Genomic DNA, 24096 nt, shown 5'->3' with positions numbered 1-24096 from the left:
TTGAGAAAAGCTAAACCACTTCTATATAAAGTACCTATGGTTTGTTACCTTTGTGTCTATTTTATGTAGACTATGAACACACCAGAGAGATATACCATTACTTCAGCATTACCTTATACGAACGGGCCCATTCATATTGGTCACCTGGCCGGAGTATATATACCCGCAGACATTTATGCCAGGTATCTTCGTATTACCGGGAACGATGTTGCTTTTATTTGTGGTAGTGATGAACATGGTGCTGCCATCCCTATGAGGGCAAAGAAAGAAGGTGTTTCCCCACAGGTGATTATTGATAAATATCACTTTATGATCAAAAAATCTTTTGAAGATTTTGGGATTACCTTTGATAATTATTCTCGAACTTCTGCTCCTATTCATCATAAAACTGCTTCTGAGTTTTTTAAGGAATTGTACCAAAATGACAAGTTTGTCGAAGAAACTTCAGCACAATTATACGATTCGGAAGCAGAACAATTTCTGGCAGATCGTTTTGTAATTGGTACCTGTCCTAAATGTAGTTTTGAAGAAGCTTACGGAGATCAATGTGAAAATTGTGGTACTTCTTTAAATGCCACCGACCTTATCAACCCAAAATCTACCATTTCAGGAGCAAAACCGGTTTTAAAAGAAACCAAACACTGGTATCTTCCTTTAGATCAATATGAAGATTTTTTAAAGGAATGGATTTTGGTTGGACATAAAAAAGATTGGAAAACCAATGTATACGGCCAGATTAAATCCTGGATCGACGACGGACTTCGACCCCGGGCGGTTACTCGTGATTTAGATTGGGGTATCCCGGTACCTTTAGATCATGCAGAAGGTAAAGTATTGTACGTTTGGTTTGATGCTCCGATCGGTTATATTTCTTCGACTAAAGAGTGGGCCGAACGTGAAGGAAAAGACTGGGAACCTTACTGGAAAGATCAACATACAAAATTGGTACATTTTATTGGAAAGGATAATATTGTCTTCCATTGTATTATTTTTCCAAGTATGTTAAAAGCCGAAGGTTCTTATATTTTACCAGAAAATGTACCGGCTAACGAATTTCTAAACCTGGAAGGTAATAAGTTATCAACTTCTAAAAATTGGGCGGTTTGGCTACATGAATATCTAGAAGATTTTCCGGGACAACAGGATGTTTTACGCTATGTTTTAACCGCTAACGCTCCTGAAACTAAAGACAATGATTTTACCTGGAAGGACTTTCAGGATCGGAATAATAATGAATTGGTTGGTAATTTCGGAAATTTTATCAATCGTGTGGTGGTACTTACTCATAAATATTACCAGGGTATCGTTCCGGAACCCGCTGAACTTTCTGAGGTAGATCAGAAAACTTTAGCAGAATTAAGAGCGTATCCTGCGGTAATTAGCAGTTCTATTGAAAAATACCGATTTAGAGAAGCCAGTCAGGAATTACTCAATGTTTCCCGTTTAGGCAATAAATACCTGGCAGATGAAGAACCCTGGAAATTAATTAAAACCGATCCGGAACGTATTCAAACGGTAATGTATATTGCTCTACAGATTGCAGCAGCAGTAGCAGTACTTTCCGAGCCTTTTTTACCCTTTACTTCAGAAAAATTAAAAGATATTCTTAACCTATCAGATAGACCGGCAGCTAGTTTACGTACGGATTTGGTCAAATTGACATGGAATGATATAGAAAAAGAACAGGCCTTATTAAAATCCGGTTATCAAATTGAAAAAGGTTCGCTATTATTCTCTAAAATTGAAGATTTGGACATTCAAAAACAATTAGACAAATTAGCAGCTACCAAAAAAGCAAATGAAGTGGCAACCAAAGAAATCATACCGCAAAAAGAAACTATTAGTTTTGAGGATTTTACTAAACTGGATATTAGGATAGGAACTATTATGGAAGCCGAAAAAATGCCTAAAGCAAAAAGATTAATGGTTTTAAAAGTAGATACAGGGGTTAATGTCAGAACCATAGTTTCCGGAATTGCCGAACATTTTAGCGCCGAAGAAATAATCGGAAAACAAGTTACCGTATTAATCAATTTGGCTCCCCGAAAACTAAGAGGAGTTGAAAGCGAAGGTATGATCCTAATGACGGAAGATATTGAAGGAAAGTTAGTGTTTTTAAATCCGGATCAGATAGAGGTGAATCCTGGTGTTACGGTGAACTAGGTGTAGTTTTATTTTTGGTTAAATAATTAAAGCCTTTATCACCTTAATCTTTATATCTATTCACTGATCTAAAATTTCCTTTTAACAACCGGAATTTTAAAAGTATCTATTCCGTATTTATGCAATAATGTTAAAAATTGCTTATCATCCTATTTATCAGCATCCACTTCCGGAAGGGCATCGATTTCCTATGGAAAAATATGATTTGTTACCAAAACAATTGCTTCATGAAGGAAGTTGCACGTCCGAAAACTTTTTTGAACCCGCCGCTGCGCTATCAAAGGACATTACAAGAGTCCATACTAAAGATTATTTTGATCAACTGAGTAATCTGAATATTGATCGAAAAGCAGCTCGTAAAATTGGTTTCCCATTATCCGAAGCTTTGGTGGAACGTGAGATACTCATTGCCGGGGGTACTATTCAGGCTACGCAATATGCTTTTAAACATGGAATTGCCATGAATATTGCCGGAGGCACCCACCATGCTTATGCAGATCATGGAGAAGCTTTTTGTATGTTAAATGACCAGGCAATAGGAGCAGCACATCTTTTAGCTCATCAATTAGTTCAAAAAATTTTAATTATAGACCTGGATGTGCATCAGGGAAACGGAACAGCTAAAATTTTTGAAGATCACTCGGACGTATTTACCTTTTCTATGCATGGTGCTTCAAACTATCCTTTTAAAAAGGAAAAATCCGACCTGGACATTCCGCTACCTAAAGGAACTACGGATAAAGAATACCTGCAAATTTTACATAAGACGTTACCGAAATTAATAGATAAGGTACAACCTGATTTTATATTCTATTTAAGTGGGGTTGATATTTTAGATACGGATAAACTGGGTACTTTAAGTTGTACTATAGAAGGCTGTAAACAACGTGATCAGTACATATTAGAAAGCTGTTATAAAAATAACATCCCCGTAGTATGCTCCATGGGTGGTGGTTATTCCCCGGATATTCAAACTATCATTGAAGCACACGCCAATACTTACAGAACTGCGCAATATCTTTATTTCTAATGCAACTCAATCGCAATTATCTGTATTTATATAGTCAATGAAATTTTAAAAAGAAAGAAGTTACAAATGAGTTTTTACCTTTTAGAAATGCTTTAGAAATGCTGTATTACCATTTTTAAACAATTGCAATTGGTTAGATTTAGTATATTTTTTACCGTATTATTTTCAAGTTAGTTCTTCAACGTCAAGGTAATAGAAATTTAATTTTACAAAATTGTACTTATATATACGAAAAAATATATTTTCTCGTTAATCTGGTATAAACACATAAACTCACCTATTTTGAAAAAACTACTATTTTTAAAGGTCTTATTTTGTCTTTTTTTATTATCAGAAATCACCGCGCAAAATACATGTTCCGGTAACTGGTTGTCCGTGCAAGGGAACAAATTACTAGATAGTAACGATAACGAAGTTATTTTATCAGGAGTCAATTGGTTTGGATTTGAAACTTCACAGAACCTTCTTCATGGTTTATGGGCACGAGACTTAAAGTCAGTACTTTACCAAAGTAAAGAACTAGGTTTTAATTGTTTTAGAATTCCATGGCATAATTTGATGTTACGGGATGGGGTTGAAACTTACAAACCTAATTTATGGGTACAAGACCTTTTGACAAATAATGGTGAAACCGGACCCTATTCAAATTTATACTTAGAAGGCAAACGCAAACCTATCGAAGTACTGGATGAGATTATCAAATGGTGCCAGGAAAATGATATGAAAGTAATTCTGGATTGTCATTCTCGGAATCCGGATGGCTATTTAGCCGAAGGCCTGTGGTATACTAATACGGTATCTGAAGACGAATGGATTGCTGACTGGGTTTTTATGGCAGATCGTTATAAAGACTATGATGCGGTTATTGGTATGGATATTAATAATGAACCACATGGAAAAATTGATGATCCGGAAGGTGCACGGTGGGGGAATGGAGACCCTGCCACCGATTGGAGACTTGCTGCCGAAAAATGTGGAAATGCCATACTAAAGGCAAACCCTAATGTATTAATTATTGTAGAAGGTATCGAAGCCTATAATAAACCGGATGGTACGGAAACTTCTTATTGGTGGGGTGGAAATCTACAGGGTGCACGGGATTATCCGATACGAATTAGCGATATGAGTAAATTAATGTATAGTCCTCATGAGTATGGCCCTACCGTTTATGCGCAAAAATGGTTTGATGTTCCTGAATTTCCAGACAACATGCCTGACATTTGGGAAGAACAATTTAACTTTTTAAACACAAATGGTACTTCACCATTGTTTGTTGGAGAGTTAGGAATAAAAACTCGTCAAGGAAAAGATGAAGTATGGTTTGCTAAATTTATTGATTTTATTAAAACACAAAAACTTCATTTTGCATTTTGGTCCTTAAATCCAAATTCCGGAGATACGGGAGGTATATTAGCTGATGGATGGTTTGATGTGGTAGATTGGAAGATGGAGTATTTAAAACCTCTTCTATTTGATCTTATTCCTAATTGTAGTGCTAGTAGTACCCTTACCGTAAACGAAATTGGGATAGATGCCGGAAGTGAATTTGCAATATATCCTAATCCTGTTGAGGATATTTTATCTATTAATAATAACCCAAAGGATGCTATTAAGCGAATTATTATCCGGGACGTTAATGGAAAAGTAATTTATACGATCAATACAAAAGGCAGTCAATCAAATACCTATAAACAAAAAGTAACTGATCTTACTCCTGGTATGTACATTGCCAATATAATCACAGCTAATGGCGAATACCAAATTAAAAAGTTTATTAAGAAGTAATTTTTAATTACAACCGCATTACTTTAAAAGACCGCAAGTTTAATCTATACTTTCGGTCTTTTTCATTTTATACTATCTTTACAACATCATAGCAATTATAAAAATTTGTATTTTACGAAATAAAATTTCTGTTTTAAACCTACAAAACTGTAAAACCCGTTAAACTTTTATAGCTATATTGGTTTGGTCTTTCCTTGTCAATGAATTATATATGAACACAACCAGAACATGCCCGGAATGTAAGCGAGAGGTGATAGGTAGAATTGATAAGCGGTTTTGTAATGACTTCTGTAGAAATGCATACAATAATAAGCTTAACCGGGATAGTAAAAATATGATACGTAATGTAAATAATCATTTACGTAAGAACTATAGGATTCTAGAAGATTTAAACCCAAAAGAAAAAACCAAAACCACTAAAGCTAAATTAATAGAGCATGGTTTTGATTTTCAATATTTTACTTCAATTTATACTACAAAAGCCGGAACGGTTTACTATTTTGTTTATAATCAGGGGTACCTTCCTTTAGAAAATGATTTTTACGCTTTAGTAAAGCGAACGTAGTTTTTTACATATCTCTCCAGTGTTGGCTATTCATTTTTAATGCAGCTTTCATCACATCTTTTTGACTGATTTGTCCAGCCAACTTTCCATCCTTTAATATAGGAAACCTTCTTCGTTTAGTAGCAATAAACTTATTAGCAGCATCAAATATACTAGCATTTCCGTCTATCGTTTCTACATCTCTAATCATAAATCGATCTACTGTAGCATCATTAGTAGGCATGTTGAAATAACGGCTTTCGTTAAGATATTTGATACAATCTCCTTCCGAAATGATTCCAAGTAATTCATTCTGTTCATTAATCACCGGTCCTCCTGAAATTTTATGTTTAACTAAAAGGTTAATTACATCCATTACTGATTGTTCAGGTTTAAAAGTAATTAACTTTGTTGTCATGTAGTCTGAAACCTTAATTTGAAGGTTACGTTGCTTTTTTACTTTAGGGCGCGCCCCTTGAAAACTAATAATTCCCATAAAGTTGTATTTTAAGTGAATTTTAAATATAATGATAATAAATGATTTATTCAATTAATTTTAACTATTGTTTTATAAATTATCTATCTTATCCCTGATTCAAATAATAGTTTTTTAAAATTTTTGTTAAAATAAATAGGTTATAATAATTTATAAAATAGAAGCAGTGTGAGGATTCTTAAAGAATTTCAGAAGGGTTTATTACTTTTAATTATAGCTGTTTTAGGCTGGATTAGTGTATTTTATAGCATTCCAAGATTTAATGCTTCCGAAAATGTAAATATTTCAGAATTTTCTACTGCTAAGGCACTAGCTATTGTTAAAAAATTATCGGTAGCGCCTCATTATGTAGGTACACAACAACACGATGAAACTAAAAGGGTACTCCTCTCCGAACTTAGGAAGCTAGGTCTACAACCTGAAATACAAAAAGGTTTCGCCATCTCAAAAACCGGAAGTTGTACGTATGTCCAAAATATAGTGGCTAAGATTGAAAGTACTACTTCTGATGACGGAATTTTACTGCTTTCTCATTATGATAGTGCGGTACATTCATCACCGGGTGCCAGTGATGCCGCTAGTGGAGTTGCTACAATTCTGGAAGGTCTTCGAGCCTATCTGGCTTCCGGAAGTAAACCACTCAATACCATTTACATCTGTTTTAGTGATGGAGAAGAGGTAGGCCTTTTAGGAGCCAAACTTTTTACTAAGGAACATCCGTGGCTAAAAAACGTAAAACTCGTTTTTAATTTTGAAGCTCGGGGGAGCGGAGGTGGTTCTTTTATGTTGGTAGAAACCAACCAGAAGAATAAAAACTTAATTACACATTTTAGCAAAGCAAAGATTCCCTATCCAATTGCCAATTCGCTTGCCTATAGTGTGTATAAAATGTTACCTAATGATACGGACCTTACTGTTTTCAGAGAGGATTCTAATATTAACGGGTATAACTTTGCATTTATAGACGATCATTATGACTATCATACCGCTAAGGATACCTGGCAAAACTTAAATACAAGTACTTTAGCACATCAAGGCAGCTATGTAACCTCCATTTTATCCTATTTTTCCCAACTTCCCAACCTAAATCTTACTTCTGATAAGGATGTTATCTATTTTGATCTTCCGGTATTTGGATTAATTTATTATCCTGCAACGTTGATTGTTCCTTTATTAGTAACAACTGCTCTATTACTTATCCTATGTATTCTTCTGGCTAAGCGACAAAACTTAATTTCTTTTCGGAAAATTTTATACGGAATAGGTATTCTTCTACTATCAATTTTAGTTGTAGGTAGTACGCTATATTTTGGTTGGAAATTAATTACTATTTTGTACCCTAACTACTTAGAAATACAACATGGTTTTACCTATAATGGTCATTGGTATATTTATAGTGCTATAAGTTTATCGGCATTTGTTATTTTAATGATACTACGTTATACTCTTTCTAAAAAAGACCAGCTATCTTTCTACGTTTCGGTTTCGATATTTTGGTTTTTTATCGCTATAATAACTGCTATATACCTGGAAGGAGCCACTTACTTTATTTGGATTGTGATATTAAGTCTGATACCTATGTCCTTATTAATTTTTAAGAAAGAAAGTCATCCCGTAATTTTGGTCTTATTTAGTATTCCCACTATATTTATTATAGCTCCATTTATTTACAGATTGCCGGTAGCCCTGGGTTTACAAATGTTGTTTATTTCCGGAATATTGACTGTATTATTACTTTGTATAAGCATTCCTTCCTTAATTCATTTAACAAATAGCCGATGGATTATTTCGGTTTCAGGCCTGGTAAGTCTTGGTTTTTTAATAACGGCACATGTACAAAGTGGTTTTTCCGAAGAGCATCCCAAACCGAATAGCTTGTTACATATCACAAACGTAAATACGCAACAAAGTGTTTGGGCTACTTATGATATAAAACCAGATGAATGGACAAGTTCCGTTATTTCTAAAGAAAGTTCGAATGCAGATGAATATAATGAAAATACCATCGAAAATAAATACGGAAAACAGTTTAGCTACGTGACCCCTGCTCCATTGATTAGCCAAACCCCTTTACAATTTATTAAACTTATGGATTCCCTTAAAAATTCCATAAGGCACATTAAATATAAGGTTATATTTCCTACAACTATGAATCGACTAGATATTTATACCGATACTATTGTTAATTTTAAATCTCTTAGGATTAACCAAAAAACGGCTGATAACTTTACTTATCGTAACAGAAAGATGTACAATGCTTTTACTAAAAGATGGAGTAGAAACCTGGCTACTTATTATAATACCGGAACATCCGAATTACAAATTGATCTTACAATCAAAAAAGAAGAATTACCTAAATTTACCTTTTATGCATCGACCTATAATTTATTAGATAACAAACAATTGAATATTCCTAAACGAAGTAGTCAGATGATGACAAAACCTTTCTTATTGAATGATGCGATGGTGATAATGCAAACGGTGGACCTAGACACAATTTCTTTTATCAAACCTGAAGAAGATATCATTTTAAAAAACTCAAATGCAGATAACCTTATTAATTGATGAATTCACAAATTAGCATTCTGGGAACCGGATGGTTAGGTTTACCTTTAGCAGAAGCTTTAATATCAAAGGGATATCTAATTAAGTGTTCTACTACCACCTCAGAACGATTAGAACAATTAAAAGCAGCTGATCTTCAACCTTATATGGTACAATTAACAGAACTAGGAGTAAGCGGAAATATAGAAGGTTTTCTTGGTGGTAGTGATACGTTGATTATTAACATTCCGCCTGGTTTACGGAAGCATCCTAATAGTAATTTTGTACTTAAAATAAAACAGCTACTTCCTTATCTAGAAAATTCTACAATTCAAAAGCTTATTTTTATCAGTTCTACCTCCGTTTTTAAAGATGAACTTCACTTTCCAATTATTACACAAAAAAGTCAACCTAACGGAACTTCTATTACAGCCAAACAATTAATTGCCGTAGAAGAACTACTAAAGAATTTATCGCCAATTCGAACTAGTATTCTGAGATTCGGAGGGTTGTATGATGAGCGGAGACATCCTGCTACTATGATTGCAAAGAGAGGAATTATTTCAAATCCTTTAGCACCGGTTAATTTAATACACCGAATAGATTGTATTGGTATTATAACTCAAATTCTAGAACTGGAAAAATACAATTTACGCCTGAATGCTGCTGCTCCCGAACATCCTACCAAAAAGGACTATTACCAAAGGATTTGTAAAGAAATAGGACTTCCCCTAGCCTCAGCAGCTGAAAATGAACCTTCGGTAGGAAAAATAATTGATTCTTCTTTTTTAGAGAAAGAACTACAATACACTTTCAAGATGAAGCTATAAATTGAAGAGTAAAAGTAATCCTGTCTTATTAACTGTACGTTTTATAAGACAGGACTCATATCTTCTAGTCGGAGTAAGTAATAATTACCCCTTTAAGCTTGCAGATAAATACTCTCTGTTCATTCGAGCAATATTTTCAAGAGAAATTCCTTTCGGACATTCAATCTCACAAGCCCCGGTATTTGAACAATTTCCAAAACCTTCGGCATCCATCTGATTTACCATTGCTAATACACGTTCTTCTGCTTCTACCTGCCCTTGTGGTAATAATGCAAATTGCGAAACTTTAGCTGAGGTAAACAACATTGCCGAAGCATTTACGCAAGCTGCTACACAAGCACCACAACCAATACAGGTCGCTGCTGCAAAAGCATCATCCGCATGTTCTTTTTCTACAGGAATTGCATTAGCATCTACCGTATTTCCGGAGGTATTGATAGAAACATATCCCCCCGCCTGTTGTATACGGTCGAAAGCACTACGGTCTACAATTAAATCCTTAATTACCGGAAAAGCTTTTGCGCGGAACGGTTCGATATAAATCGTATCACCATCATTAAACATTCGCATGTGTAATTGACAGGTAGTAATTAATCGGTCGGGGCCATGCGGTTCTCCATTGATTTGTAAGGAACATGATCCACAGATCCCTTCACGGCAATCATGATCAAATACTACCGGTTCATCTCCTTTATTTACCAACTCTTCGTTGAGTACATCCAACATCTCTAAAAATGACATATCTCCGTCAATTCCCGAGATCGGATAATCTACTATCTTTCCCTTGCTCGCAGCATCTTTTTGACGCCAAATTTTGAGTGTTAAATTCATTTTTTATAGTTTATTAGCCAAAAGTCAATAGCCAAAAGTTATTTTTGGACTGATTTTATAAAGGCATTTAGCATTTTACTTTCTTCTGTTATTAAATCTTGAATTTTATTATACGTTTCTATCGAAATAAATTTCAGTTCATAAGTTATGATTATCTGTGTTTCTAGTTCCATTAAAGATCCCCGTGCATAATTCAAAAACTGAACATAACTTTTTGTCGAATTTCTACCCCAACCTTCAGCAATGTTTGATGGTATTGAAATAGATGAACGTTTTAATTGACTTTGCAAACTAAAAAGTTCTTCTTTAGGTAAACTTTTACAGATTTTATAAATCTCTTTTACGATTTCAATCCCTTTTTTCCAAATCAACAAATCTTTATATGTTTTAACACTTTTCATCTAGTGGCTTTTGCCTAGTGCCTAAACCTCTACTTATAACTCCTAGTTTTTAATTCAATATTTTCATAGATTAATTCTTCTTTATGTAATACCGCATCTTTAGGAGCTCCTTTGTATTCCCAGGCAGATACGAACTTAAAGTTTTCATCGTCTCGTAAAGCTTCACCTTCGGGAGTTTGATATTCTTCTCGGAAATGACCACCACAGGATTCGTTTCGAGTTAAAGCATCCTTAGCAAACAACTCACCTAATTCTAAAAAGTCAGCTACTCGACCGGCTTTTTCTAATTCCTGGTTGACAGTATCTGCTGTTCCCGGTACTCGTACGTTTTTCCAAAAATCTTCGCGTAATGCTGAAATTTCATCAATAGCTTCTTGTAATTCTTTAGCATTACGTGACATTCCGCATTTATTCCACATGATTTTACCAAGAATCTTATGGTAGTAATCTACAGAATGCGTTCCGGATCCGCTCATTAATTTATTGATACGATCTTTTACTTCTTTTTCGGCCTGGTCAAATTCAGGAGTTTCCGTAGAAATAGCTCCGGTTCGAATATCCTCGGATAAATAATCTCCGATGGTATAAGGTAATACAAAATACCCATCTGCTAATCCCTGCATTAGCGCTGACGCTCCTAAACGATTGGCTCCGTGATCAGAGAAATTTGCTTCTCCGGCTGCATAACAACCCGGAACTGTAGTCTGTAAGTTATAATCCACCCATAATCCACCCATGGTATAGTGTACTGCCGGATAGATCATCATCGGCGTTTCATACGGATTCTCGTCTACAATCTTCTCATACATTTGGAACAGGTTTCCGTATTTAGATTCTACAACTGCCTGCCCCAATTTGATAATTTGAGCTTCTGTAGCACCCGTAAGTCCGGAAGTTAAAGCTTTTTCTTTACCATAACGCTTAAAAGCCGAAGCGAAATCCAGATATACGGCTTCTCCGGTTTTGTTAACCCCATAACCGGCATCACAACGTTCTTTTGCTGCTCTGGAAGCTACATCTCTGGGCACCAAATTACCAAAAGCCGGATATCTTCGTTCTAAATAGTAATCTCTATCTTCTTCTTTTAACTGGGTTGGTTTTAATTTTCCTGCCCGGATGGCTTCTGCATCTTCTTTCTTTTTGGGTACCCAGATTCTACCATCATTCCGTAAAGATTCGGACATCAAAGTTAATTTAGACTGATGCTCCCCGGAAACTGGGATACAGGTGGGATGAATTTGCGTAAAACAAGGGTTTGCAAAGAATGCACCTCTACGATGCGTTCTCCAGGCTGCCATAACATTACTTCCCATTGCATTGGTACTTAAAAAGAATACATTTCCATATCCCCCACTGGCAATAACCACCGCATGTGCTGAGTGCCTTTCTATTTCTCCGGTAATAAGGTTTCTGGCGATAATTCCACGGGCTTTTCCGTCTACAATTACCAGATCCATCATTTCATGACGGTTAAAAGGCTTTATTTTTCCACGGTTAATCTGTCGGTTCATTGCCGAATAAGCACCTAGTAGTAATTGCTGTCCGGTTTGTCCTTTTGCATAAAAGGTTCTGGAAACCAGCACCCCTCCAAAAGAACGATTATCCAATAAACCTCCATATTCACGGGCAAAAGGTACTCCCTGCGCCACACACTGGTCAATAATATTTCCGGAAACTTCAGCTAGTCGATGTACATTTGCTTCACGAGAACGATAATCTCCTCCTTTTACCGTGTCGTAGAATAACCGATAATTAGAATCTCCATCTCCCTGATAATTCTTAGAAGCGTTAATTCCACCCTGAGCGGCAATAGAATGCGCCCTTCTAGGAGAATCCTGATAACAAAAAGTTTTGACATTATATCCTAACTCTGCTAGCGTGGCAGCAGCACTACCTCCGGCTAATCCGGTTCCCACGACGATAACATCAATATTACGTTTATTAGCCGGGTTCACCAGGTTAATGGTATTTTTATGTTTGGTCCACTTTTCCTCCAGCGGTCCTTCGGGTACTTTAGAATCTAAAATCGACATAATAAGTGGTTTTAATTATTAAAAAAATGAACTAGAGCGATAGCCACAAAACCTAAGGGAATCACAACTGCAAAAGCTTTTGCAAACTTGACGGCAGCTACCGAATATTTATTATTAAAGCCTACTGTTTGAAACGAAGACGCAAATCCATGCCATAAATGCAAGGCTAAAAATATAAAGGATAATGCATACAGACCGGTTCGCACAGGACTTTCAAACTTATTTACCAAATCATCATAATAACGTTCTGGCGAAGGATCATGCGTTTCTACATATTTGTGTACAATTTCCGGAAACCAAAAATCATAGAAATGCAATCCTAAAAATGCCAACACTACTAATCCGGAAATTATCATATTCCTGGACATCCAGGAAGCGTTTGCATTCCCATTATATTTTACATATTTATTAACCCTAGCCTTGTTGTTTCTCAATTCTAAAATAAAACCCATTATAAAATGAAAAATTACCGCAAAAATTAGAATAGGTTGTAAAATAAATTGAACTACCGGATTGGTCCCCATAAAATGAGAAATTTCATTAAATAGATCAGGACTAAAAACCGAAGTGAAGTTGATGCTAAAATGTTGTAATAAAAAAAGAACCAGAAATAGACCTGATAATGCCATTGTGACTTTTCTAGCTATTGAAGATGTAATCAATCCTCCCATTTTAATCGTTGTTTAATATTTTAGCTTGCAAAAATACGTCTCAAACGCATTTTGTCCAAGGTTTTCAATAGTTTATATAGTATTTATAATGATTTTAAAATAAAACTATACAAATATACGGCTTAATTTTGTTTAATAATTTACCAATATTGTTAAACATTATTATCAAAAATCGAATTTTAACTGTATTACCTGTATCTCCGTTCTTTTTTGTTCTTTTTCTCCTTTTTTCTTATTCGTATTCAGATTTGAAAGGGATATGCCAAGCAGTCGAACGGAATTTTTCATTTTTTCCTGGTATAAAAGTTCTTTTGCTGCTTCCAGAATAACCGAAGCGTCACTAATGTAGAAAGGTAGGGTTTTACTTCGAGTTTGTAAGGTGAAATCACTATACTTAATTTTTAGGGTAATGGTTTTACCAGCAACTTTACTTCGGGCTAGCCTACGTTGAATTTCTTCGGCGATATCCTGTAAACGTTCGGTCATATAGATTTCTGAAGCAATATTTTCATGAAAGGTTCGCTCGGCTCCCAGGGACTTGCGTTGTCTGTTCGGTTTGACCGGACTATGATGAATGCCACGCACAATACGATAATAATGTCCACCAAATTTTCCAAAATGCTTTTCCAGGTATTCCAGGGATTTGGATTTTAAATCCATACCAGTATAAATACCCATTTCGTACATTTTTTTCTGGGTCACCTTTCCTACCCCATAGAACTTTTTAACATCCAGGTTTTCTAAAAATTCTATAACTTCCTCCGGATTTACCGTTTTCTGTCCGTTAGGTTTATTATAATCACTGGCAACTTTGGCTACAAATTTATTTATGGAAATACCGGCAGAAGCGGTAAGTCCGGTAGTTTTAAGGATTTTGTCTCTTATTTCTGAAGCGATAAGCGTAGCACTAGGGTTCCCCTTTTTATTATGAGTAACATCCAGATATGCCTCATCCAGGGATAAGGGTTCTACCAGTTCTGTATATTCATTGAAGATAACTCGAATTTTGTTCGAGATTTCGCGGTACCGGTCAAAGTGTGATTTTACAAAAATCAAGTCAGGACAAAGTTTTTTTGCTAACACACTACTCATCGCTGAACGCACTCCGTACTTACGTGCTTCATAACTTGCCGCACTTACTACACCTCGATCCGAACTTCCGCCCACGGCTACCGGTTTTCCTTTTAAGTCCGGATTATCTAATTGTTCTACCGAAGCATAAAAAGCATCCATGTCTACATGAATAATCTTTCTATGTTCAACAATAGGTTCCATTTAGGTTTTATTACAAATTTAAAACTTAACGAGTTAAATTAATAATTCTAATCGGTTACCTTTAAATTCAATTTTACACATGAAAAAGATAGGTATCATTATAGGCTCTACCGGAGTTACCGGAACCTTACTTCTTAAGAAACTCCTTGCAGACGAACGTTATGATACCATTTAAACTTTTTCTCGTTCTTCTAATCAATTAAAGCACGCTAAATTACAGGAGTATTTGGTAGATTTATTTGACCCGGAAAGTTTTTCAGCTTATTTTTCCGGTGATGAATTGTACTGTTGTATTGGTACGACTAAAGCAAAAACTCCGGATAAGAATCAATACCGGAAGATTGATTTTGAGATTCCTGTACTTTTAGGTCAATTATGTAAACAACATAAAATTGGTACTTATCTAGTTATTTCTGCCTTAGGCGCTAACCCTAATAGTTCCATTTTTTATTCAAGGGTTAAAGGAGAAATGGAAGAAGCAGTGCTACAGATGGGTATTCAAAAAACTTATATTCTACAACCTTCTCTTATTGATAGCAAGAGAGAAGAAAGACGTATTGGAGAATACTTTTTTATTAAAGTTATGAAACTGGTTAATCCCTTATTAATAGGAAAATTTAAAAAATACCAATCCATACCTGCAAATAGTATTGCCGATGCCATGATCTGGTTGGCTAATCATACGCATTCCGATAAAAGAATTTCTTCTGAAGTAATACAAAAATTAGCAAGAAAATACCGTGAAAATGATTGAAATTGAAAGAAAATTTTTAATTACTAGTGAAAAATGTATAGCTGATGCGACATCTTCCTATGAAATCAAGCAAGGTTATCTAAGTATTGATCCGGAGAGAACGGTAAGAATTCGAACAAAAGGAACGCTAGGTTTTATTACGATTAAGGGGAAAAGTAGTGATAACGGATTATCACGATTTGAATGGGAAAAAGAAATTCCTCTGAATGAAGCTTTATCTTTATTAGCACTTTGTAAAAAACACATTATTGAAAAAATCAGGTATGAAATTAAAGCGGGGAATCATATTTACGAAATTGATAAATTTGAAGGTATGAATGAAGGATTATTGTTAGCTGAAATTGAATTAAATAATGAATATGAAATTTTTAAAAAACCATCCTGGTTAGGGCCTGAAGTTACCGGAGACAATAAATACTATAATTCTTTTTTAAGTAAAAAACCCTATATAACCTGGTAATTTTCCGCTTTATTTTTACGGTAAAAATACAATTAACCACTCCTTAAAAGTATTTAACATTACGCTAACACGCTACCTTGTTAGGTAAGTAAAAACAATAACGACAAAGGTGTTTTTATAATCTAAAATAAACACCATGAATCACCTTTATCAATTCAAATTTTACCTACTTTTTTTTGTCTTTATGCTCTCGGGAATTTCATTTATGCAAAGTCAAACCATATTAAATGGTTTTTATCCGGAACAAGGGAATTTAACTGTAGCCGTAAGCTACGGTTATAAAAGTAACGATCAGTTTTTTGTTGGAAATTCTTTAGCTCCAGGAAATCCTGCTATGCTTGGTACAATTAATACGGAACTGTATAATATCTACGGAGAATATGGTATCACTGATTGGCTAAGTGGAGTCATTACACTACCTTATATTAGCGTAGAAAGTGAAGCCGGCGTTGCTGATCCTGTTCAAATGACCGATAAAGTAGATGGTATACAAGATTTGGGAATCTATTTAAAAGCCAAAGTTTTTGAAACCATGGTCGATCAGGCGTCATTTAAATTAGGTGGTGGTTTAGGTTACTCGCTTCCGGTAGGAGATTATAACGGTGGCGGCGTTCTTTCTTTAGGAAACCAGGCACATGACATAAGTGCCGTTGCTATTGTTCAATACACCACTTCTTATAACTTTTTTACTGAATTCCAGGGTGGATATAGTATTCGAGAAAGTTCTGACTTCGAAATACCAAACGCTACTATTTTTAGCGGAAAACTGGGCTATTTTAACGACTATTTCTATGCTGATGTTAAATTGGGGATTCAAAATTCGCAGAGCGGTTTAGATATTGGAACTCCGGAATTTGTAGCAGCTGGTGCTGCGGCAGCTTTACCAGAAACAAAGGTGGACTACACTGAATTGTCATTCAATATTTTTGTTCCTGTATTTCAGGAGACATTAGGGATTTCGGCGGGATATGCCAAAACGCTTGAAGGTCGTAACTTTAATGACGCTTCAGGATTTACTGCTGGATTAGTCTATATGTTACGATAAGTAATCTAGCCATAATTGAAAAAGTCAGATGTTTCATAGTGAATTATCTGACTTTTTTAGTTTTGAACTTATCTCAACTTACGACAATTGATCGAAGCGAATTTTTTTGCCTTTACCCTGAAAGAAAAATTAAGTAGTTCCTCATTTTACTTCACCACTACAAATTTCTTAACTACTACATTTGTGTTTTCTCTAGCTTTTATAAAATAATTACCAGAAGGTAGGTTGGCAACAGATATCTGATTTGCATCAAACTGACTATCATCTTTTAAGTTAAAAGTTTGTAATTGCCTACCGGTCATATCAAAAAGTGAAAGTATTACTGAAGACCCTTCTTTCAATTTATAATCTACAAATAGCACATCTTTTACCGGATTAGGATATAACTTTATTTCGTTTAAAGGTTGAATAATTGAAAACTCAGTCAAACTACGATTTATACTGGTAGGAGAACGTTTTGCTCCTATACAAAATGTACTGGATTCGGAATCAGTAAACGTAGCTCCGGAAGCTAATATGCCACTGGCATCTGAAACCTGATATGATCCTGAACCATATCCACAGCACATCCCATCTCCGTAGGAATCATAGATGGTAAAGGTATAACAGCCGGAAGGCAAACAATAGTTTTCATTGATAACGGTTCCATCAGCTACATTACGGTAATTACTACCACTACGTACGATGGCACCGGAATCATTTTTTAAATCCCAGGAAGTCTCCTCCGGATAATTATCTAAGGTCAACGTGATATCTATTTTAGTACAGCTTGTATTAAATGTAGGATTATAACCATCCAGTACGGTTAGATTTCTATTTTTTGATAGATATTCTTTAAAATTCGGAAAGCTATTACTGAACCTTCCGTAATAATCCGGTTGATTATTTCCACAAGCAGCTGCTCCCCCATGCAATTGTCCAACAATACGTTTATCTGTATTAAATAAGGGAGAACCCGAAGAACCTTTTTCAGTAGTTCCTAAGTCCCAATCTACAACTTCCCAGTGTGTAGCAGGTTCCGGAGATACATAATTAGAAATTTTTGGGGCATCATTATCAAAAGATATTTTTTTTATATCACCTGCCGGATGATGAATAGCAACAGTTTCCGAAGGAATAGTACTGGTAGCATCCCACCCGGAATAATATACGTTATAACTAGCCGGGGGTTCTGAAGATAGTTTTAGTAATAAATAATCGGAACTACTCCCGGAGGCTAATACTTCTGAACCGGAAATAGATTGATTTAAAACGCTATCCTCATTGGTACAATCACCGGATTCATAATTAAAGTAAAATACCCATCTATTCACATCATTAGATAGGCAATGATTTGCAGTTAAAAAATAAGGAGTGCCATCATTATCTTCATTATTGATTAAAGAGCCGGTACACCAGCGAGTACCATTACTTAAAGTGATTAAGGCCACAGAGCGCTTTTGATTCTGCCAATCATCCCCTTCTTCACAATTTACATTAATATTACAAGAGCCTGAACTGTTAAAACTTTTAGCTAGTTTAAAAACATCTCGATAATCATGAGCTACCGTTTCAATTTTTAAGGCATAAGGAGTTTTAGTACCCTTAGGTTCAAAGTATTCAATAGTAATAAAATCACCTTTTACAGGGGCGGTACCAAATTGTCTTGATTTTTTATTATTGGAGTATGTAAATGCACCTTTAATATCGGTTCGGTCCTTATTATAAATAAAGAGTTGAGCACTTTCCGGTAAATAAAAGTCAGAGAAACTTAGGTTTAGAGATTTGGCTCCTTCGGATAAAATAGAAAGTTTCCAGTATTTATTTCCTTCACTATCAGTATACCAAGTTCCCGAATTTTCCGGAGAAAGATTTAATTGATGAGCATAAGCAAAGCGTAGAGGTTCTTCTTTAGAGGTAGAAGATAAATCACTTGCCAGCATTTTTTGATAATCAATCTTTGGCATTTTAACCGTGTGTGCCGTATTAGACTTTAAATCAAGATTATTGAAGGAAGGTGGCAACCCCCCATTACTAATTTGGGTGACTGCGGTACTAGAAAATAACAGGGTTGCTGCTATTAGACTTAAGATTCTTTTCATATGTGTGAATTTTATGAATTTTTGTAAGTTTTAAAAGTGGTTTAAAACTAAGGTAAGAAGTAATTTTTACTTCTTTACGCCTTGTTGCCATTTTGAATAGAATTATTCAAAAGTTTTAATAGTATTTAAGATAGCGTTAATCTGTGTTTAAATAATCGCACTTTTTTTGAAACAAGAAATATAAACCAGCAGCTACACTTGGGAAGTAGAGAATAAGTTATTGGGATAGTTTGATAATTGAAATTGTAATATTAGAAAAGTTGAGGTATAGATGTACTTCTATAGCTATACAGAAAAGTGAAAATAATTCTTTGGTAAATTTACTACATAACTCAAATCCAATCTAAAAAGTCCTTTTTAGACAGACCTAACTGTCTTAATGCATTTTTGATAATAAATTCAGGTACAGGGTCAACGTGTGTTTGAACAGTAATAGGTCTTAATAAATCACTTCTTGACCAATGTTCATGACCACCTTTTGTTCTATTACAAGTACATCCCTGATCTTTTAAAAATTTACGATATAAACTTAGAGGAATATTTCTTAAATGTTTAGTAGACATAAAAGATTAGTAAGCGAACTCTACATTTTCTCGTGAAACTTTATAACTTTTATTGTTGACAATTTCATTGTATAACGGATTTAACGAAATTAAATCAGAATCTTTTGGAGGATTGAATTTAGACTTCTTTTTAGAACCTTTTATCACCCAACCTAAATCTTTAAGAACTTTTTCTAAAGTTTTTTTATTACTTGTATAACGAAAAAACTCTTGTAGTGCTTCAGAAAATGACTGTTTGGCTTCAGATTGACTATAACCGTATCCACTTAAATCTAAAGCAGGAGAATAAATTATAGTAACATTATCTTCTTCGAATTCTACTAATGAAAGACCGACATAATACTTTCCATTATCAAAACCTAAATCTGCAGTTAAATGTAATTTGTCCATATTAAATCAGTTAATCATTTGGAATTTACGTAAAAATAAAAAACTATTACTAATAGTATTTATAAGTGATATCTAAATTCATACCAAAGTTATTTATTGGCTTACTGGTAATCATTACTTTAGCTTAAAAACAAAGATAGTTATTACTATACTACTTATAAATCCCAATATTTAACTCGCCTTTACTATCCATGGTTGCACGATACATTCCTGCCGTGTTAAACTCCATAGCAACGTTACCCTGATGGTCTATAGCAATAATACCTCCACTTCCTCCCAATTGGGGAACTTTCTTTTGAATTACTTCAGTAGCAGCTTCTTGTAACGACAGGTTTTTATATTCCATCATCGCGGAAATATCATAGGCCACAACACCTCGAATAAAGAATTCACCCCAACCGGTACTAGAAACCGCACAGGTCTTATTATTAGCATAGGTACCGGCTCCAATAATGGGAGCATCACCAATCCGGTTCCATTTTTTATTAGTCATACCACCGGTAGATGTACCTGCCGCCAGGTTACCGTTTTTATCCAAAGCAACACAACCTACCGTTCCGAATTTTGAGTTCCGAATGCTTTCATCATAAAAAGCCATTTTATCTTTTTTTAATTCCGCATTTTTTACTTTTTCAAGGGATTTCATTCGATCTTCCGTATAGAAATAAGCAGGATCTACCATTTCAATATTTTGCTGTTTTGCAAATACTTCTGCCCCGGTTCCGGATAACATTACATGAGGTGAGTTTAGCATTACCTCCTTAGCCAAATTAATCGGGTTTTTTATGGTGGTAACTCCTGAAACTGCTCCGGCATTTAAATTACTCCCATCCATGATAGAAGCATCCAATTCATTAGTTCCATTATTGGTAAAAACCGCACCTTTTCCTGCGTTAAATAAAGGGGAGTCTTCTAAAATATTAATTGTTTTCTCAACCGCTTCCAGACTAGTACCCCCGCTCTTTAAAATTTTATGACCTGTCCGTATTGCATTTTCTAAAACCGCTCTATAAGCTTGCTCCTTCTCTACGGACATATTTTTTTTGAGAATGGTTCCTGCCCCGCCATGAATTGCAATGCCAAAAGTTGGAAGCTCATCCTTTTGCTCTAAAACAGGTGTATTCTTTTCTATTGCTATTGTACTTTGCTTCTGCTCAGCACATCCTGTAATAACTAATACTACTATAATCCAACTAAAATAATTCATAAGCCCTTGTTATTTATAGTTCAGGCCTTTCTGCTTTATTTAAACATGCTCTGAGATAATCTTTTTATAATCAACCAGAGCTAAACCGGCGTGAACAAATCTGAAGGCTAAATGTATTAATTTTCCTTGATTATCTTCTATTAATAAAGTCTTGTTTAATTCGGTTTTATGAGTTTGTCCGTAGTTATTAGAAATTGCAATATTATCACCTGTTACATAGATAGTTTCATTGCGTTTTTTTATACTCTCGATTTTTCCGGAGATACCTGGGATTAAACCCGATTTGTGCAGAATAAATGATCCACCGCTTTTGTCTTTATGTAAAATAAGATTGCTGTCATTAACCGGATCAACTTCCCTTAAAGTTTGTGCTTTATAAAACGAATGGGCTACCAACATTGTAAATTTATTCTTGGTTCGAATAACAAAATATGCATATCCGTTTTCATCGCTTAAACCTTCAAGATAGGTAGAGTTAGGAGCAATGAGTACCACATTAGCTTTTCGGATGGGTACTCCTTTAATAGTACATAACCGCACCGTGAATAAAAAGGGTTTTTGGATTGCTCTTTTTACAGTTTTGATTGATTTTTCACTTTGAGATAGTTTTGATTTTTTTACTTTTTTTTCAATTAACATAGCAAATTCGTGTGAGGATTTATAATTAAGATCAATATAGCCTATGGTACGTAAAATCCCGGGGATCTCCGTATTATCAAAGCGTGCTGGTAAAATATATTCATGACTTTCCTGAAAAGCTCTTGCCTGCATGGCCACTCTCTCATGATTGGTCCATAGTTTTTTATTGTAATATTTTGAAATAAAAATTACGGTATAACGTGCTTTATTCTGATATACATCGGATAGATATTCGTACAAATTTTTTCCCCATAGATTATCTTCTTCAAATACATCGTAAAAAACACGTACCCCCTTTGTTTGCAATATTTCTGCCACTTCCCTTACATATTCCCGGTTTTCACCGGCAAATGATAGAGCGACATCATATTCAAATTGTTTGTTACGTATCATTACTATTATTTTTCCTAAATTCCACTCATATACTTCCTATACAAAGTTACATTTTAATATGGAAATATTCCAAATTTTATAGGAATTTTTCCAATAAATGTTTTACTTTTATACCTCAAATTTCTATTAAATGATTAAAGGAAGAGGTGCGCAAAAAGTTAATAATCATAAGTTTTCAGAATTTTCAGAAGAAATACGAGCTGATTTTCTAGAATATTTATCAAAGGAGGATGAAACATCTAACATTAAAACAACTTTTATTCCTACTTTTCCCAAAACTATTATTAACAAAGTACCTAGTCCGGATGTGCATATGTTGTATTCTCTAAATGCGTATCAAGGATGCGAACACGGGTGTATATATTGTTTTGCCAGAAATAGTCATGAATATTGGGGGTATAATGCCGGACTGGATTTTGAAAGTAAAATCTTAGTCAAACAAAATGCGGTTGAACTGTTAGAAGCCAAGTTTAAAAGTCCGCAATGGAAAGCAATTCCTATCGGTATGTCAGGAAACACAGATTGTTATCAACCTATCGAAAAGAAGTTAGAAATCACCCGTTCACTATTAAAAATATTTTTAAAATACCGACATCCTGTAGGCATTGTTACTAAAAACTCTTTAATTCTAAGAGATCTGGATATTATTAAAGAATTGGCTTCTTTTAACCTCGTTTCTGTTTACTTATCCATAACTACTTTATCCGAAGCCACCAGAAGGTTAGTAGAACCTAGAACAGCTACTATTAAAAAACGATTACAAACTTTAGAAGAACTAACTAAAAATGGCATACCTACCTCTGTCATGATTGCTCCTATTATTCCTGGAATTAACAGCCATGAAATACTACCTGTAGCTAAAATAACATCAAGTCTAGGAGCTCGATCACTTGGTTTTACAGTAGTACGTTTAAACGGTGCAATTGGAAAAATCTTTACAGATTGGATCACAGAGGTGTTACCTGACAAGAAGGACAAAGTTTTAAGTTTAATTAAACAATGCCATCAGGGTAATTTGAATAACAGTGAGTTCGGATTACGTAAAAGCGGATCCGGACCTGTTGCCAATCAAATTCATCAACAAATTGCTATTGCCCGAAGAAAGTATTTTCCGAATCAAAAACCTATCCGGCTTAATTGCGAGTTACACCATCAGTTTAAAACCGGACAGTTGGCATTGTTTTAAAGTTGTTTAATATCCATATTCCACTCCCTATAAAACTGTTCTAAGAAATTTTCCATATAGTTATGACGCTCTTCTGCCAGTTGCTTACCCGTATTTGTATTCATCCGGTCTTTTAGCAACAATAATTTTTCGTAAAAATGATTGATTGTCGGAGCTTCGGACTTTTTATAAGTCTCCTTATCCATTTTGAGATCAGGAAGTATTTCAGGATCGTATAATTTTCGATTTTTAAATCCGCCGTAGTTAAAACAACGGGCAATCCCGATAGCGCCCAGGGCATCCAACCGATCTGCATCCTGAACTACATCCAGTTCAATGGATTTATAACCTTGTTTAAAGTTACCTCCTTTAAAAGAAATATGCTGAATGATACGAATTACTTCTTGTTGTACAGACTTACTTACTTTGATTTTATTCATAAAGTCTTGTGCCATTTGAGGACCAATATCTTCATCACCGTCATAAAACTTTGAGTCTGCAATATCATGAAGTAAGGCTCCTAAACCTACGATAAATAAATCCGCGTTTTCTTCTTCTCCTATGTGTAACGCATTTCGGAATACTCTTTGCGTATGAAACCAATCATGTCCACCCTCCGCTTCTTGCAAAGTGTTTTTTACGAACCCAATGGTTTCTTCTATTTGTTTAGTTTGAACTTCAGTCAATTGAAAATTAATATTTAATAGAACATCTTAAAGCTGTAAATATCTCTTTCTTAAATACTTTTTATCCGAAGTTTCTGTCTGAGATTTATTACTTCTTTGTTTAGTCTCTA

General features: G+C 34.8%; 22 protein-coding genes. 10 read left to right on the top strand and 12 right to left on the bottom strand.

The genetic code is table 11. The annotated features are described in order from the left end of the window. Positions 1–72: 72 nt before the first annotated feature. The 4 genes from metG (at position 73) to NBT05_RS05550 (ending at position 5543) form a co-directional block, all read left to right on the top strand. A complete protein-coding gene (metG, locus tag NBT05_RS05565; RefSeq protein WP_265772485.1) occupies positions 73–2163 on the top strand; it encodes a methionine--tRNA ligase in 2091 nt (696 codons plus the stop codon). A 127-nt stretch (positions 2164–2290) separates the two neighbouring features. Next, entirely contained in the window at positions 2291–3193 is a 903-nt protein-coding gene (locus tag NBT05_RS05560) for a histone deacetylase (protein ID WP_265772484.1), read from the top strand. Positions 3194–3475: 282 nt separating this feature from the next. Next, complete coding sequence (locus NBT05_RS05555) at positions 3476–4978, top strand: cellulase family glycosylhydrolase (RefSeq protein ID WP_265772483.1); 1503 nt, start codon at positions 3476–3478, stop codon at positions 4976–4978. 211 nt (positions 4979–5189) lie between these two features. Then, the gene (locus NBT05_RS05550; RefSeq protein ID WP_265772481.1) at positions 5190–5543 is read left to right on the top strand and encodes a hypothetical protein; all 354 of its coding nucleotides are present in this window, start codon (positions 5190–5192) and stop codon (positions 5541–5543) included. A gap of 4 nt (positions 5544–5547) precedes the next feature. Here the strand turns inward: NBT05_RS05550 and NBT05_RS05545 are convergent, their stop codons facing one another. Continuing rightward, positions 5548–6018 (bottom strand): CBS domain-containing protein, encoded by a 471-nt coding sequence (locus tag NBT05_RS05545; protein WP_265772479.1) that lies wholly within the window; start codon positions 6016–6018, stop codon positions 5548–5550. Positions 6019–6186: 168 nt separating this feature from the next. Between NBT05_RS05545 and NBT05_RS05540 the strand changes: the two genes are divergently transcribed. Further along, complete coding sequence (locus NBT05_RS05540) at positions 6187–8583, top strand: M28 family peptidase (protein ID WP_265772477.1); 2397 nt, start codon at positions 6187–6189, stop codon at positions 8581–8583. After that, positions 8583–9392 carry a hypothetical protein gene (locus NBT05_RS05535; protein ID WP_265772476.1) on the top strand — a complete coding sequence of 270 codons (810 nt, stop codon included), beginning with the start codon at positions 8583–8585 and terminating at the stop codon, positions 9390–9392. The genes NBT05_RS05540 and NBT05_RS05535 overlap by 1 nt, the downstream gene beginning before the upstream one ends. A gap of 84 nt (positions 9393–9476) precedes the next feature. On the opposite strand, the gene NBT05_RS05530 is transcribed toward NBT05_RS05535, so the two are convergent. The 5 genes from NBT05_RS05530 to dinB form a co-directional block, all read right to left on the bottom strand. After that, positions 9477–10223, bottom strand: a complete 747-nt coding sequence (locus NBT05_RS05530) for a succinate dehydrogenase/fumarate reductase iron-sulfur subunit (protein WP_265772475.1) — start codon at positions 10221–10223, stop codon at positions 9477–9479. A gap of 38 nt (positions 10224–10261) precedes the next feature. After that, a complete protein-coding gene (locus NBT05_RS05525) occupies positions 10262–10624 on the bottom strand; it encodes a four helix bundle protein (protein WP_265772474.1) in 363 nt (120 codons plus the stop codon). Positions 10625–10653: 29 nt separating this feature from the next. Then, a complete protein-coding gene (locus tag NBT05_RS05520) occupies positions 10654–12657 on the bottom strand; it encodes a fumarate reductase/succinate dehydrogenase flavoprotein subunit (protein WP_265772472.1) in 2004 nt (667 codons plus the stop codon). A gap of 11 nt (positions 12658–12668) precedes the next feature. Beyond that, positions 12669–13328, bottom strand: coding sequence for a succinate dehydrogenase cytochrome b subunit (locus tag NBT05_RS05515; protein WP_265772470.1), 660 nt, complete (start codon positions 13326–13328; stop codon positions 12669–12671). Positions 13329–13493: 165 nt separating this feature from the next. Continuing rightward, a complete protein-coding gene (gene dinB, locus NBT05_RS05510) occupies positions 13494–14603 on the bottom strand; it encodes a DNA polymerase IV (protein WP_265772469.1) in 1110 nt (369 codons plus the stop codon). Positions 14604–14829: 226 nt separating this feature from the next. On the opposite strand from dinB, the gene NBT05_RS05505 reads away from it, so the two are divergent. The 3 genes from NBT05_RS05505 to NBT05_RS05495 all read left to right on the top strand — a co-directional run bounded on the left by NBT05_RS05505 (position 14830) and on the right by NBT05_RS05495 (position 16862). Continuing rightward, entirely contained in the window at positions 14830–15357 is a 528-nt protein-coding gene (locus NBT05_RS05505; RefSeq protein WP_322874199.1) for a nucleoside-diphosphate sugar epimerase, read from the top strand. Continuing rightward, positions 15350–15817, top strand: a complete 468-nt coding sequence (locus NBT05_RS05500; RefSeq protein ID WP_265772468.1) for a CYTH domain-containing protein — start codon at positions 15350–15352, stop codon at positions 15815–15817. The genes NBT05_RS05505 and NBT05_RS05500 overlap by 8 nt, the downstream gene beginning before the upstream one ends. Positions 15818–16022: 205 nt before the next feature. Next, positions 16023–16862 (top strand): transporter, encoded by an 840-nt coding sequence (locus NBT05_RS05495; RefSeq protein WP_265772467.1) that lies wholly within the window; start codon positions 16023–16025, stop codon positions 16860–16862. Positions 16863–17008: 146 nt separating this feature from the next. Here the strand turns inward: NBT05_RS05495 and NBT05_RS05490 are convergent, their stop codons facing one another. The 5 genes from NBT05_RS05490 to NBT05_RS05470 all read right to left on the bottom strand — a co-directional run bounded on the left by NBT05_RS05490 (position 17009) and on the right by NBT05_RS05470 (position 22135). Further along, on the bottom strand, positions 17009–18943 hold the full coding sequence (locus NBT05_RS05490) for a T9SS type A sorting domain-containing protein (RefSeq protein ID WP_265772466.1): 1935 nt from the start codon (positions 18941–18943) through the stop codon (positions 17009–17011). Between the two features lie 332 nt (positions 18944–19275). Then, positions 19276–19506, bottom strand: coding sequence for a type II toxin-antitoxin system HicA family toxin (locus tag NBT05_RS05485; protein WP_265772465.1), 231 nt, complete (start codon positions 19504–19506; stop codon positions 19276–19278). A gap of 6 nt (positions 19507–19512) precedes the next feature. Then, positions 19513–19896 (bottom strand): hypothetical protein, encoded by a 384-nt coding sequence (locus NBT05_RS05480; RefSeq protein WP_265772464.1) that lies wholly within the window; start codon positions 19894–19896, stop codon positions 19513–19515. Positions 19897–20047: 151 nt separating this feature from the next. After that, a complete protein-coding gene (locus NBT05_RS05475) occupies positions 20048–21103 on the bottom strand; it encodes an isoaspartyl peptidase/L-asparaginase family protein (RefSeq protein WP_265772462.1) in 1056 nt (351 codons plus the stop codon). 39 nt (positions 21104–21142) lie between these two features. Further along, the gene (locus tag NBT05_RS05470; protein WP_265772461.1) at positions 21143–22135 is read right to left on the bottom strand and encodes a TIR domain-containing protein; all 993 of its coding nucleotides are present in this window, start codon (positions 22133–22135) and stop codon (positions 21143–21145) included. 130 nt (positions 22136–22265) lie between these two features. On the opposite strand from NBT05_RS05470, the gene NBT05_RS05465 reads away from it, so the two are divergent. Further along, positions 22266–23321: a PA0069 family radical SAM protein gene (locus tag NBT05_RS05465; RefSeq protein WP_265772459.1), complete on the top strand. Its 1056-nt coding sequence runs from the start codon at positions 22266–22268 to the stop codon at positions 23319–23321. On the opposite strand, the gene NBT05_RS05460 is transcribed toward NBT05_RS05465, so the two are convergent. Further along, positions 23318–23986, bottom strand: a complete 669-nt coding sequence (locus NBT05_RS05460; RefSeq protein WP_265772458.1) for an HD domain-containing protein — start codon at positions 23984–23986, stop codon at positions 23318–23320. The genes NBT05_RS05465 and NBT05_RS05460 overlap by 4 nt on opposite strands. Between the last annotated feature and the right edge of the window lie 110 nt (positions 23987–24096).

Origin of the sequence: Aquimarina sp. ERC-38, from assembly GCF_026222555.1 — a bacterium.
Taxonomy (GTDB): Bacteria; Bacteroidota; Bacteroidia; order Flavobacteriales; family Flavobacteriaceae; genus Aquimarina.
This window is presented reverse-complemented; position numbering and strand designations above follow the sequence as displayed.

What these genes read in the sequence shown, in the direction of transcription:
- metG (WP_265772485.1), top strand. Translation starts at nt 73, where the DNA reads ATGAACACACCAGAGAGATATACCATTACTTCAGCATTACCTTATACG.
- NBT05_RS05560 (WP_265772484.1), top strand. Translation starts at nt 2,291, where the DNA reads ATGTTAAAAATTGCTTATCATCCTATTTATCAGCATCCACTTCCGGAA.
- NBT05_RS05550 (WP_265772481.1), top strand. Translation starts at nt 5,190, where the DNA reads ATGAACACAACCAGAACATGCCCGGAATGTAAGCGAGAGGTGATAGGT.
- NBT05_RS05545 (WP_265772479.1), bottom strand. Translation starts at nt 6,018, where the DNA reads ATGGGAATTATTAGTTTTCAAGGGGCGCGCCCTAAAGTAAAAAAGCAA.
- NBT05_RS05535 (WP_265772476.1), top strand. Translation starts at nt 8,583, where the DNA reads ATGAATTCACAAATTAGCATTCTGGGAACCGGATGGTTAGGTTTACCT.
- NBT05_RS05530 (WP_265772475.1), bottom strand. Translation starts at nt 10,223, where the DNA reads ATGAATTTAACACTCAAAATTTGGCGTCAAAAAGATGCTGCGAGCAAG.
- NBT05_RS05525 (WP_265772474.1), bottom strand. Translation starts at nt 10,624, where the DNA reads ATGAAAAGTGTTAAAACATATAAAGATTTGTTGATTTGGAAAAAAGGG.
- NBT05_RS05520 (WP_265772472.1), bottom strand. Translation starts at nt 12,657, where the DNA reads ATGTCGATTTTAGATTCTAAAGTACCCGAAGGACCGCTGGAGGAAAAG.
- NBT05_RS05515 (WP_265772470.1), bottom strand. Translation starts at nt 13,328, where the DNA reads ATGGGAGGATTGATTACATCTTCAATAGCTAGAAAAGTCACAATGGCA.
- dinB (WP_265772469.1), bottom strand. Translation starts at nt 14,603, where the DNA reads ATGGAACCTATTGTTGAACATAGAAAGATTATTCATGTAGACATGGAT.
- NBT05_RS05500 (WP_265772468.1), top strand. Translation starts at nt 15,350, where the DNA reads ATGATTGAAATTGAAAGAAAATTTTTAATTACTAGTGAAAAATGTATA.
- NBT05_RS05495 (WP_265772467.1), top strand. Translation starts at nt 16,023, where the DNA reads ATGCAAAGTCAAACCATATTAAATGGTTTTTATCCGGAACAAGGGAAT.
- NBT05_RS05490 (WP_265772466.1), bottom strand. Translation starts at nt 18,943, where the DNA reads ATGAAAAGAATCTTAAGTCTAATAGCAGCAACCCTGTTATTTTCTAGT.
- NBT05_RS05485 (WP_265772465.1), bottom strand. Translation starts at nt 19,506, where the DNA reads ATGTCTACTAAACATTTAAGAAATATTCCTCTAAGTTTATATCGTAAA.
- NBT05_RS05480 (WP_265772464.1), bottom strand. Translation starts at nt 19,896, where the DNA reads ATGGACAAATTACATTTAACTGCAGATTTAGGTTTTGATAATGGAAAG.
- NBT05_RS05475 (WP_265772462.1), bottom strand. Translation starts at nt 21,103, where the DNA reads ATGAATTATTTTAGTTGGATTATAGTAGTATTAGTTATTACAGGATGT.
- NBT05_RS05470 (WP_265772461.1), bottom strand. Translation starts at nt 22,135, where the DNA reads ATGATACGTAACAAACAATTTGAATATGATGTCGCTCTATCATTTGCC.
- NBT05_RS05465 (WP_265772459.1), top strand. Translation starts at nt 22,266, where the DNA reads ATGATTAAAGGAAGAGGTGCGCAAAAAGTTAATAATCATAAGTTTTCA.